Origin of the sequence: uncultured Chryseobacterium sp. (assembly GCF_913776365.1) — a bacterium.
Lineage (GTDB): Bacteria > Bacteroidota > Bacteroidia > Flavobacteriales > Weeksellaceae > Chryseobacterium.
On sequence record NZ_CAJYMO010000106.1, the window covers coordinates 1 to 12,292 of the forward strand.

At 43.7% G+C, this 12,292-nt stretch carries 11 protein-coding genes; 4 read left to right on the forward strand and 7 right to left on the reverse strand.

Annotated features, from left to right (window positions below):
- The 3 genes from QZ735_RS05160 to QZ735_RS05170 all read left to right on the forward strand — a co-directional run.
- A partial coding sequence (locus tag QZ735_RS05160; protein ID WP_294245123.1) for a 3-hydroxyacyl-CoA dehydrogenase family protein occupies nt 1-227 on the forward strand: 227 nt, incomplete at its 5' end.
- Between the two features lie 77 nt (nt 228-304).
- Nucleotides 305-1,624, forward strand: coding sequence for a hypothetical protein (locus tag QZ735_RS05165; protein WP_294245125.1), 1,320 nt, complete (start codon nt 305-307; stop codon nt 1,622-1,624).
- 37 nt (nt 1,625-1,661) lie between these two features.
- Nucleotides 1,662-1,901, forward strand: coding sequence for a hypothetical protein (locus tag QZ735_RS05170; protein WP_089790842.1), 240 nt, complete (start codon nt 1,662-1,664; stop codon nt 1,899-1,901).
- Between the two features lie 80 nt (nt 1,902-1,981).
- On the opposite strand, the gene QZ735_RS05175 is transcribed toward QZ735_RS05170, so the two are convergent.
- The 4 genes from QZ735_RS05175 to QZ735_RS05190 all read right to left on the reverse strand — a co-directional run bounded on the left by QZ735_RS05175 (nt 1,982) and on the right by QZ735_RS05190 (nt 7,015).
- Nucleotides 1,982-2,392: an META domain-containing protein gene (locus QZ735_RS05175; protein ID WP_294245140.1), complete on the reverse strand. Its 411-nt coding sequence runs from the start codon at nt 2,390-2,392 to the stop codon at nt 1,982-1,984.
- A 111-nt stretch (nt 2,393-2,503) separates the two neighbouring features.
- A complete protein-coding gene (gene pheT / locus QZ735_RS05180; protein ID WP_294245142.1) occupies nt 2,504-4,906 on the reverse strand; it encodes a phenylalanine--tRNA ligase subunit beta in 2,403 nt (800 codons plus the stop codon).
- A gap of 294 nt (nt 4,907-5,200) precedes the next feature.
- A complete protein-coding gene (dnaN, locus tag QZ735_RS05185; protein ID WP_294245144.1) occupies nt 5,201-6,331 on the reverse strand; it encodes a DNA polymerase III subunit beta in 1,131 nt (376 codons plus the stop codon).
- An 84-nt stretch (nt 6,332-6,415) separates the two neighbouring features.
- Nucleotides 6,416-7,015, reverse strand: coding sequence for a hypothetical protein (locus QZ735_RS05190; protein WP_294245146.1), 600 nt, complete (start codon nt 7,013-7,015; stop codon nt 6,416-6,418).
- 85 nt (nt 7,016-7,100) lie between these two features.
- Here QZ735_RS05190 and QZ735_RS05195 point away from each other — a divergent pair, with 85 nt between their 5' ends.
- The gene (locus tag QZ735_RS05195; RefSeq protein WP_294245149.1) at nt 7,101-7,457 is read left to right on the forward strand and encodes a diacylglycerol kinase family protein; all 357 of its coding nucleotides are present in this window, start codon (nt 7,101-7,103) and stop codon (nt 7,455-7,457) included.
- 115 nt (nt 7,458-7,572) lie between these two features.
- Here QZ735_RS05195 and QZ735_RS05200 read toward each other — a convergent pair whose 3' ends face one another.
- From QZ735_RS05200 to QZ735_RS05210, 3 genes are read right to left on the reverse strand one after another with little or no spacing between them, the layout of a single operon-like run.
- A complete protein-coding gene (locus QZ735_RS05200) occupies nt 7,573-8,190 on the reverse strand; it encodes a GDSL-type esterase/lipase family protein (protein WP_294245152.1) in 618 nt (205 codons plus the stop codon).
- A 16-nt stretch (nt 8,191-8,206) separates the two neighbouring features.
- Nucleotides 8,207-8,563: a ribonuclease inhibitor gene (locus tag QZ735_RS05205; RefSeq protein WP_294245155.1), complete on the reverse strand. Its 357-nt coding sequence runs from the start codon at nt 8,561-8,563 to the stop codon at nt 8,207-8,209.
- A gap of 13 nt (nt 8,564-8,576) precedes the next feature.
- Nucleotides 8,577-12,272 carry a phosphoribosylformylglycinamidine synthase gene (locus tag QZ735_RS05210; RefSeq protein WP_294245158.1) on the reverse strand — a complete coding sequence of 1,232 codons (3,696 nt, stop codon included), beginning with the start codon at nt 12,270-12,272 and terminating at the stop codon, nt 8,577-8,579.
- Nucleotides 12,273-12,292 lie beyond the last annotated feature (20 nt).

Sequence of the window (12,292 nt, forward strand, 5' to 3'; positions counted from 1 at the left end):
CCCATCCCATGGGTCCGCTCCAGCTGGCGGATTTTATTGGCCTGGATGTGTGCCTGGCCATCCTTAACGTGATGTATGACGGATTCAAAAATCCGAAATACGCCCCTAATCCATTGCTGGTCAATATGGTAACGGCAGGAAAGCTCGGCGTAAAATCCGGAGAGGGATTCTATGATTATTCGGAAAGCAAAAAAGCGGACAAAGTAGCGAAAATGTTTTCAAAATAAGGTTACGTGATGAGTTATGGATTATAAGTTATACATTTGGGCAGCAAAGCCGGATTTATAATTAAATAACCATTCCCTTGATACGATTCAAAGAAAGAAATATTCAGATTATACTGGTCATCATCACTTTTATGATGACCATTTTGCGTTTTTTACTCAATGAGAAAGGCCGCGTCAGCCCTGACTCCATACGATATCTCCGGTTTGCCCACGTTCTTCCGGTTATTGACAATACGGTCACTCCTTTAGGATATCCCGCAAGCATCAGGCTTTTCACCTATACAGGACTGGACGAATTCTGGGGAAGCAAAGCGGTTGGGCTTGCCGCATTCCTGTTCATTGTCTTGTTTGCCTGGAAAAAGCAGTTCTTTTCAAGGGAATCGGTGCTGGTATGCAGCCTGTTCAGCTTCCTGTCTGTTTTTTCCTATACGATGAGCGAATCACTGGTTCTTCCTTTCGTCCTTCTTTTTCTGTACCTGTCTTCGCTGGTTATTGAGGGCAAACTTAAAGGTGGCCGGGCGGTATTCTATCTCTCCTTTTGCCTGATCGCCCTGTATAACATCCGGTACAGTTCACTTTTCATTATGTTCGGAACCGGAGCCTACGGCCTTATTTTTCTGAGAAAAAGCTATTCCCGGACATTTATCATCTCCGGGATTACAGGAGGTATTTTCGTCGTCTTATACAAAATCCTGTTTATCGATTATTTTAATGAACATTATATTGACGATGCCCTCATCATCGGGCTGTACCCGACCTCTAAACTTCTTCCCGAACTGTTTCAGGGGCTGTGTACCACCTTTAATCCTTTTATCCATATTGCAGATCCGGGAGGCGGCAGGATAAACTATGCCATTTACGGACTGGGTTTCCTGAATATCCTTCTGACCGTTTACCTGTTCCTGAAATACAAGCTTACCGATACTGAATTTTTTTTCGTATTTACAGGAATTGCCGGAACGGTATGTTCTTATTTTATCCAATATTTTTATCCTGTGAATGCCCTGGATTACCGGCTGATGGCCCCCTTCAGTTTTCCGGTCTGGCTGGTGTATTTCAGGAAGCTTTTCCAGCTGTCCGGTATCAGGGCATATGCAATAGGTTTCCTGAGTCTTTTATCCGGACTTTTCTTCACTTTGCTTTCCAGAGGAAATTATCTGGAAAACCGGAAAGAGATGCAGCAATACCTGCAGGCCGAACATCTTGATTCGGTGCCCCTGCTGTTTTACCTGGAGGCTGCCGAAGATCTGGAAAAGGTACAGACAGCTGAACTCATCAGCACGGTGAATCCCCATACCACACTGACTTTCAAGCCGGAAGATACGCTGAAACGGACCACATTAACACGGTATAAAGTTTTGCAAAAAATTAAGATCGACAGGAACAAATACCAATAATTTTATTATCTTTGGTTAAAGTTAAAACATTAAAAAAATGAAATTACCAAAGTTTTTATTAGCAGATAATTCGGAATTTCCTGAAGATTTATTCGTTGTTCATACAGAATATCCAAGATTTATCTTGAATGTGGAAGAGGAAGAAGTAGAGTGGCTGGATGATCTTGAAGGTGATGATGAGGAAACAATGGCAGACGAGGCTACAAAAGTGGTAGAAGCTGCTTTTAAATGGTGTGACGAAGAGTTGGCTAAATACGACGACGAAGAGGAAGACTAAATACAGATCAATCATCTTAACATAAAAAAGGAACTCAATTTATTTGAGTTCCTTTTTTATTTGTAATACTGTAATTTCTATTATTCTGCCCTGTTGAATTTTAACAGAAGCAGGTTATCCTGATACAGTTCCAGCACATTTCCGGTAATCACATACTTGTTGGCCTTCCCTACCATATCCATGAAGTTCTTTTCCACACTCATGTTTTCACAGGCCATTCTCGTAGAACCCAATCCTCCGGCTGAAAAGTTTCCTGTGGCAGGATCTACTTTCGCCGTTCCGAAATAATTGTTGCATCCGGCATTCCCGTTGATTTTTTCCCCGTCAATATTCAGCGTCGGAATTTTCCCTTTTACATTATCGGCCAGTGCCCATTTCGTTCCTGTAAGTGCCGGCTGTGCTTTTCCTACCTTGGAAGCAGATGAACCGCCCATCGTCCCGCACGAAACCAAAACCGCTGCCGTACATATACTTAAAAAAAGATGTTTCATTATTTTCTTTTTGAATTAAACCAAATTTACGGAAATATTATTATTTAAACGGTTTCTTGGGCTAATTATTATCTCCTTACCAGGGCTGTGAGTCCTGATAAGGAGATGTGGCTATCCTCGCAGTTCCGCGTCAAACTCTTTACGGAAAGCTTTGATCAGCGAATCCATAACGGCAGTAATCTCTTTCTCTTCCAGCGTTTTTTCTTCGTTCAGAAGCTCGAAACTCATGGCATAAGATTTCTTCCCTTCAGGAAGATTTTTACCTTCGTAAACGTCGAACAGATTTATGTTTTTCAGATAAGGCGACTTATTCTTTTTAGCAGTCTGGTAGAGGTCTTCATACCTGATATTTTTATCCATCAGCAAGGCAAGATCCCTTCTGATCTTGTTGAATTTAGGAATATCATTAAATTTCAGCCTGTTTTCTGCACGAAGCTTCTGTGCATATTCCAGCTCGATTTCCGCGTAGAAACATTCCTGGTCCAGGTCTGCATCTTTCAGGAGCTGCTGAGCCACTTTTCCTATCCTTACCAATACTTTTCCGTCTGCTTCATAAGCCAGCGCATCGGAGAACCGGTCATCAGACAGGGCGGTTTCCCGGTAATCAACGGCCAAACGCTCAAGCAGAACTTTCACATATGCTTTCAGGTGATAAAAGCTGGTGGCGGATTTCGGCTGTAACCAGTTTTCAGCCACATCCCTTCCCGAAACTAAAATGGCCAGTTGCTTTCTTTCTTCGTACTTTTCACGTTTGTGATAGATTTTTCCCAGCTCAAAAAACTTAATATCCTCATTTTTCCGGTTTACATTATAAACGGCATTCTGAAGCAGGCCTTCCAATAATGACTTTCTCATGAATGCCAGGTCGCCGCTCAGCGGATTCAGCAGTCGTACGGCTTCTTTTTCATCTTTTACGGAAGTGAGTGAATTGTTCATCACCTCATTGAACCCGAGGCTCTGCAAAGTCCTGGCCCAGCTGTTTTCCAGTTCATCCTGGTCCTGTGCACTGAGCTTTACCGGCGTAAAGGAAATTTTCTGCGGGGCATCGATCTTATTGTAGCCGTAAATCCTCAGGATTTCTTCAATTACGTCTATTTCCCTTGTCACATCCGCTCTGTAGGCAGGAACGGAAATTTCCAGCCCGTTCTGGATCTCATTCAGCACCTGGATGTCCAGTGCCTTCAGGATTTCCTTCACTTTTTCCCTGTGGATCTTGGTTCCCAGGATCTGTTCTATTTTGGAGAACCTGATGATGACGTAGCTGTCTTCAATCTTCTTTGGATATTCTTCCAGCAGTTCACCGGTCAGTGTCCCTTCTGCCAGTTCCTCAATCAGCTTGATGGCTTTGGTAATGGCCGTTCTGGTGATATTAGGATCGACTCCCCTTTCGAACCTGAAAGAGGCATCGGTATTGAGTCCGTGGAATTTAGCTGCTTTTCTCACCGCTACCGGATTGAAATAGGCACTTTCCAGGAATATGGTTTTCGTTTCAGCGGAAACTCCGGATGTTGCCCCCCCGAAAACTCCGGCAATACACATCGGCTGGTCCTGTCCGTCTTTGATGATGATTTCAGAACCGTTCAATGTTCTTTCCACCCCATCCAGCGTGGTGAATTTCGTACCTTCCTTTACGGTTCCCACCTTTACCTTTCTGTCCGCGATTTTGCCGGCGTCGAAAGCATGCAACGGTTGTCCGTATCCGTGCAGAATATAGTTGGTGATATCTACCACATTGTTGATCGGGCTTAGGCCGATGGCTTTCAGCCTGTCCTTTAGCCATGCCGGGGAATCCGTAACCTTTATGTTTTCAATTACAGCACCAATGTACCTCGGGCACAGGCCGGAATCTTCCACTTCCAGGGTAAAATCATGTGAGCCTTCACTGTGCAGAGCGGTAGAAGATACTTTTTCGAATTCCGCTTTCTGCTGATTGGTGGAAAGATAGGCATTCAGGTCCCTTGCCACCCCGTAATGGGACATGGCATCGGTTCTGTTCGGCGTAAGGCCGATCTCGAAAACTTCGTCATTCGATAATTCAAAATAATTGGCAAACGGAGTACCGACTTCAAATTTTCCGGCATCCAGCACCATGATTCCGCCGTGATCGTCGCTAAGCCCCAGTTCATCTTCCGCACAGATCATCCCCTGCGAAACTTCCCCTCTGATTTTAGCTTCCTTGATTTCAAAGAAATTTCCGGTTTTATCATAGATTTTTGTTCCGACAACCGCTACGGGAACGGTCTGTCCGGCCTCCACATTCGGGGCTCCGCAGACAATATGGAGCACCTTTCCGTTTCCTACCTCTACCGTTGTCTTTTTCAGCTTGTCTGCATTCGGATGTTTTTCACAGGTCAGTACCTTCCCTACTACGATTCCTTCCAGGCTGCCTTTTATACTTTCAAATTTTTCTATCCCTTCAACTTCAAGACCTATATCCGTAAGAAACTCACCGATTCTCTCTGTTTTTATTTCCGTTCTGATAAAGTCTTTAAGCCAGTTGTTTGATATTTTCATCTGATAATTTATATTTATTTCTTTAGACAGATCAACCTTGCGGTTTCATTGAATATATTTTGAAAATCCTGTTGAATTTTTCGAGTTACAAATGTCGTGTTTTTTTAAGAAACAGAGAAATTTCTAACAGATTTTAAGAGTATGACTTTTACCCTTTTCCCTTCTCCGGAAGCGGTGCCGGGAGGCTGAAGATAACACTGCCGCGTAAGGATCTTTCGGCTGGTCTACCATGGATTGATCACAGCAAAAAGAGGCCCTGAAATCAAGGCCTCTCTGTATCTTTATATCATCCTGCTATAAGCCGATCACCGGCATAGAAAGCATTAAAATATTTTCATTGTCTTCAAGACCGTCAAGAGGCTCAATGATTCCCGGTCTGTTAGGCTGCGACATTTTCATCGTGATATCGTCTGATCCGAGGATCGTCAGCATCTCCGTCAGGAATTTGGAGCTGAACCCAATATTGATGTCTTCCCCGTTGTAGTCGCAAGGGATCTGCATATCTGCTTTGTTTGCATATTCCGTATCTTCCGCATGAAGATGGAGAATGTTTGCAGACAATTTGAATCTCACCTGATTGGTTGATTTATTGGACATGATGGAGGCTCTTTTTATTGCTCCCAGCAGAAGGTTTCTGTTGATGGTCAGCACATTCGGGTTTTCTTTCGGGATCACGGCCGTATAGTTCGGATATTTCCCGTCGATCAGCCTGCAGATCCAGGTATGCTTCCCAAAAGTGAATTTCGCCATGTTTTCATTGAATTCGATGGTGACCTCTTCGTTGGAGCTGGCCAGGATGTTCTTGAAAATGTTCAGCGGCTTCTTAGGCATGATGAATTCCATCGGTTCGGCATTCATCAGGTCTTTCCTTTTGTACACAACCAGCCTGTGGGAGTCGGTAGAGACGAAATTCGTTTCTTCTTCCCCAAACTGGAACAGTACTCCGGTCATTACCGGACGCAGGGAATCGTTGCTGGTGGCAAAAAGCGTATTGGTCAACGCTTCGGAAAGTACGCCTGCCGGAATGGTAACACTCTGGGCAGCATCAAATTCCGGAACTTCCGGATAGTCATCTGCATTGTCCAAAGCTACGGCAAAATTATCTTTCTCATCTAGTATCTCAAGCTGGCTTCCGGTGCCCTCAGCATTATCTTTTACCGCCAGGGTAAGCGGCTGTTCTCCATACGTCTTGATGAAATCCTGGAAAATCTTTGCAGGAACGGCAAATTTACCGGCATCATCAGATTTTACCTCAAGTGAGGTTACAAGAGTAGTCTCGCCATCGGATGCTGTAATGGTAACGTTATTTCCGTCCAGTTCAAAAAGATAGTTTTCTAAAATCGGTCTCGACTGAGAACTTGATATTACGCCACTTACAGTTTGCAATGCTTTCTGCAGTTCTCCACTTGAAATAATAAATTTCATAGATTTAAAAATAAGTTTCTACAAATATAATAAATAGAATACAGATGAAGAAGAAATAATCAAAGGAGTTTTTCACAAAGGTCATTAATCTTTTTTTAATGTTGAAATAATGTTTATATTCCGGTAATCATTAATTCCGGGATCGAATATTTCATTTTTTTCATAAACGGCATTTATTTTTTTATTCAGCAGCGATTGGTATTCCCTGGGCAGGTCGAGACCGGAGTCTATTGCAGTCACCCAGTAGAGTTTTATCAGATTGCCGTCTTCTCCTATTACATGAAAGATGATAAAATTTCCTTTTTCTATCCTGGTAACCGTACCGCTGACCGACGTTCCGAGAGACGCTTTGCCGATACTGCCCTTTTTTTCGCTGTTTACCATTTCCATAAACAGATCGGGACATTCTTTCAGCATCAGAGTTGCAATCAGCTTCCCCGTTTCAGAAGACTGATCTCCGAGAATATCCAGGTCATACTCTTTTTTCAGCTGCTTTGCATACGGCTCTGCAGCATTGATGATGCAGAATCCCATTTTCGTTTCCAGCAGTTCGGGATCAGGACTTTCTGCTTTTACCTTTTTAAAGCATTCGCAGGCTGTCTGCCCTATTTTAGCCTTGTATTCCTGGGAAAACCCCGCAGCAGACATCAGTGCCATCACCAATATCGTCAGATTATTTTTCATGGATTTATATTTAATCCTTTCAAAGGTACCGCAAAACCGGATATTACCGAAATACTTGTTTTATATTTGCAGATAATCTTTCCTTATGCGAAAACCACTGCTCCACCTCAGTTTCCTGAACGCTTTCCGTGGGATTTTCATGATGATAAAAAGCGAAAGGAATTTCCAGCTGGAGCTTGCCGCTTTTTTGATCAACCTGTTTCTAATTTTTTACCTGCATCTTTCAATACCTGATGCCGTACTGATCCTGGTTGTATCATCCGGCGTACTGGCCGCGGAAATTTTCAATACGGCTGTTGAAAAGATCTGTGATATCATTCAGCCGGAATTCGATCCGCGGATCGGTTTCATCAAAGATATTTCTGCGGGAGCAGTCCTGCTGCTGGCTGCTGTTTCTGTTGTAACCGGAGTCCTGGTTTATTGGAACTATATTTTCGCTTAGCACAAACCCTGATCGGGCTAACGCTAAAAAGGATAATAACAAGCGGAACGGATCAAATCCCGTTCCTATTGATATTTTTGTTTATTCTTTACCATGGCTGTTCAACTGAACGGAATCAGAGATATTGGTCAATAATGGGTATTGCCATTTCTGCCATGATCCCGTATCCTTTTTCATTGGGGTGTACCCCATCCCCTGAAAGCAGGACTTCCTTGTCATCCACAAATCCGGAGTAAAAGTCCAGGTACGTTATCTTATTTTCATGAGCGGTCTCTTTCAGGATCTGATTGTATTTCAGAATCGCGGCCGTGCTCCTTAATTTTCCCGAGGCAACTGTTATGCCGTCTATTTTTTCAGCAACCGGAAGAATACTGATGAGGTAAATGTCTTCCGCGTACTGTTTTGCTTTCTGCACAGCCGTTAAAATATTTGTTTTAAAACGTTCCGGAGACACCATTGCTACTCCTTCTTTTATGGCTAAATCATTAGCTCCGTAACCGATAAATACAATGTTTCCGTCAGGGGAATTCCGGGCTTCCATCTCATGGGAAATCCTTTTGACCAGTCCTTCGGTTGTCTCGCCTCCGATCCCCAGATTGAACAGGATCAGCTCATCGTTCTCTTCATTGTATTTCTGCAGGGCATACCGCTTTAGAATATCCACCCAGCCGCCGAATACGCCATCGTACTCTCCATAGGTAATGCTGTCTCCGAAAAATAATCCGTACTTCATTGTTCTTGTATTAAAATCAGTTCAAAATTAGCGTAATCTTTTGATGCGACTCAATGATTTCTACTAAAATCTCAAATAAAGTCTGTCCTTTTCCTGCGATCAGATCATTAAGTTTTTGCTGAATTAATGCTACGTTGAACGGTTTTCCCTGCCTGATTTTATTTTCATAAAATTCTTTGGTCAGATCAAATCCTAGATCTTCTCTAGACTTATCAGCATCTTTCCAGGTGATTTCACCCTGAAATCCATACAGGAGATCATCAAAGCCGTCCAGTGTTCCCACTTTCCAGTCTTCGTCTTTCATAAAAAGTTGGGAAATTTCCTCATAGAAACCTTCCAGATCAGAAAAATGACGGCCATTGATGACCGTCATTTTTTGTTTATTTTTATTTGAAGTACTCCACTCCATTTTTAAAGATGTTGTGGTAATTCGCAGTCGGGATGTTTTTCATCAGTCCTTGGGCGAAACGTTCCGGGTGGCCCATCCTTCCGAAGATTTTTCCGTCCGGGCTGGTTACCCCTTCGATTCCGAATAGGGAATTGTTCGGGTTAAACGGCATTCCGTGGGCAATGTTTCCTTCGAGATCCAGATATTGGGTAGCGATCTGCCCGTTTTCATACAGCTTCTGGATTTCTGCTTCCGAAGCCATGAAACGGCCTTCACCGTGAGAAATCGGGATGGTGAATACCTGATCCTTCATTCCTTTTAACCAAGGCGATTCATCATTTACGACCCTCACGTTCACCATCTGGGAAATATGTCTCCGGATCGCATTGTGAGCCAAGGTAGGAGAATTTTCATCCAGGTCCTTGATCCGTCCGTACGGCAGCAATCCTGATTTTACCAACGCCTGGAATCCGTTACAGATCCCGATGATCATTCCGTCCCTGTCCAACAGTTCGTGAACGGCATTTCTCATTTTTTCGTTTTTTAAAACGTTGACAATAAATTTCGCAGAACCGTCCGGCTCATCACCGGCGGAGAATCCTCCCGAGAACGCTAAGATCTGGGATGATGCGATTTCTTTTATCCAGGCATCAATACTTTCCTCCAGCAACTGGTGGTTGATATTGATCAACGGTAAACTGCTGATGGCGGCGCCTTCTTTGGCAAAAGCATTCAGCGTATCGTATTCACAGTTGGTTCCCGGGAATACCGGAGCAAATACTTTAGGCTGGGCAATGCCGTGCTTTTTAATGATGATGTTTCTCGGATTAACGGAGTTCAGCTTTTCATCCAGCTCTACCGTCAGTTTTTCCTTTTCTACAGTTGGGAAAAGGTTTTCAAAGGTACCGGTATTGGCTGCTGCTAATGTACTGATCACCGTTGATTGCTGATTGATGGTTAAAACCTGATCTGCCACCACTTCGCCGATCAATTGAAGATCAGTAGAGCTTAGGTCTTCTTTAGATTCGATGATCAGACTTCCGATGTTTTTAGACAATAAAGCATTTTCCTCAACATTAATCTCGGCTCCTAACCTGTTCCCGAAGCTCATCTTGGCTAAGGCAACGGCCACACCGCCTTCTTTTATAGTTTTTACGGAAACGATTTTTCCGGCTTTGATGTTTTCAAAGATCAGTTCGAAAACAGCTTTTAAGGCATCGTAATCCGGCAGTCCGCTTTCCTGGGCGGTATGATTGAAGAAATAAATTTTATTTCCTGCATTTTTAAATTCAGGAGAGATGATATTTTTCTTTTCCCCGTTGGCGCACGCAAATGAAATCAGCGTTGGCGGAACATTCAAATCCTGGTAGGTTCCGCTCATCGAGTCTTTTCCTCCGATCGCGGCCAGACCAAGGTTCATCTGGGCATCATAAGCACCCAGTAAGGAAGCTAATGGTTTACCCCACTTTTCAGGATTCTGTCCCAGTTTTTCAAAGTATTCCTGGAAACTTAATCTGATGTTTTTGTAATCGCCGCCCATCGCTACGATTTTCGCCACACTTTCCACTACGGCGTACGAAGCTCCCAACAGTGAATTCTGCCTGGAAATCTCCGCATCGAAGCCCCAGCTTGCCAGGGAAACGGTTTCGATATCTTTTGCTCCGATGACCGGTAAGGTCTGAACACTTCCTTCCATCAGGGTCTGCTGATACTTTCCTCCTAAAGGCATTGCCACCGTAGTCGCCCCGATCGAAGAATCGAACATTTCCAGCAATCCTTTTTGGGAAGCTACATTTTTATCGCTTAGTATTTTTAAGAAATTCTCCTCGTTAAACGCCGGTGTTTCTTCTTTTACTTCATTCAGGTGCGTGATCTTTGCTTCCTGAGTCTTTGAACAGCCATTGGTATCCAGGAATTCCCTTGAAAGATCTACGATTTTGTCTCCTTTCCAGAACATCTGCATTCTTCCGGAATCCGTCACTTTTGCGACTTCAACCGCTACAATGTTTTCCGCTTCACAGAATTTGATGAACTGGTCTTTATCTTTCGGGTCCACCACAACGGCCATCCTTTCCTGAGATTCGGAAATGGCAAGCTCGGTTCCGTTCAGCCCTTCATATTTTAAGGGTAAAACATCCAGGTTCACCTCCAGAGAATCGGCAATTTCACCGATGGCTACCGATACTCCCCCGGCACCGAAGTCATTTGATTTTTTAATGAGCCTCGTTACTTCCGGGTTTCTGAATAACCGCTGGATTTTACGTTCTTCCACCGCATTTCCTTTCTGTACTTCGGAACTCATGGTGTGGATGGAGGTTTCGTCCTGCTCTTTTGAGCTTCCGCTCGCTCCTCCTACCCCGTCACGGCCTGTGGCCCCACCAAGGATAATGACAGAATCCCCAGCTTCCGGCTTCTCCCGTCTTACCCAATCTACAGGAACGGCACCGGCTACAAAACCGACTTCCATTCTTTTGGCTTTGTACCCTTCATCATAGATTTCGGATACCATAGTTGTGGCCAGACCGATCTGGTTTCCATAAGAAGAATATCCGTTAGCTGCCTGTTTGGTGATGGTCTTCTGAGGTAGTTTTCCAGGTAAGGTTTGATCTACCGGTTCCAACACATCTGCTGCACCGGTTAACCTCATCGCCTGGAATACGAAAGAACGCCCGGACAAAGGATCTCTGATCGCTCCTCCCAGACACGTTGAAGCCCCTCCGAAAGGTTCGATTTCTGTCGGGTGATTGTGGGTTTCGTTTTTGAATAATAAATACCACGGCTCTTTTTTACCGTCGTATTCTGCTTCAATCTGGATGGTGCAGGCATTGATTTCATCAGAAACCACAAGGTTTTCCAGGTTGCCTGTTTTATGGAAATATCTGGCGCAAACCGTCGCAAGATCCATTAAGGAAATCGGTTTCAGCTCACGGCCCAGAAATTTTCTTTTTTCGATATAGTCGTTGAAAATTGTTTCCAGAGTATGCTTAAACTGCCCTTCAAATTCAATGTTTGAAAGTTCCGTCTCGAAAGTCGTGTGACGGCAGTGGTCGCTCCAATACGTGTCCAATACCTTCAGTTCCGTTTCCGTAGGATTGCGCTGTTCGGATTTAAAGTATTCCTGGATGAATTTTAAATCGTCCAGACCCAAGGCGAAACCGTGGCTTTGGTAGAAACTTTCCAGCTGCGCATCATCAAAACTGATAAAATTTTCGTGGATGATGACTTTTGACGGTGCTTCCTCCGCAGGAATATCCAGGATGGATAAATCCTTTTCCTGAGATTCCACTTTGTTGATCAGAAGGTCTTTGATTTTTACAAGGTCCGGTTCCGAAACGCCTTCAAATTCGATAAGCTTCCCACTTCTTACTTTCGATTTCTCGTTTTCCGTAAGCAAAGCAATACATTGTTGTGCCGAGTCTGCCCGCTGATCGTACTGACCAGGTAAAAACTCCATGGCAAAATGGATGGAGGAAGCCGGATTTTCTTCGTGCAGGATATCCGTTACCGGATCTACGAACGTACTGTTGACTGTTTTTTCAAATTCTCCGGCATTCAGCCCGAAGATGTCATATACATTATACACCTTTACTTTCTGCACGGCAGGCACCACCGCTTTTACTTCATCAAAAATTTTTGGACTTTCCACATCGAAAATTCCTCTTTTTTCTACGAAAATTCTTTTGTTTTGAGACATTAGATGTCAGTTTTTATTTA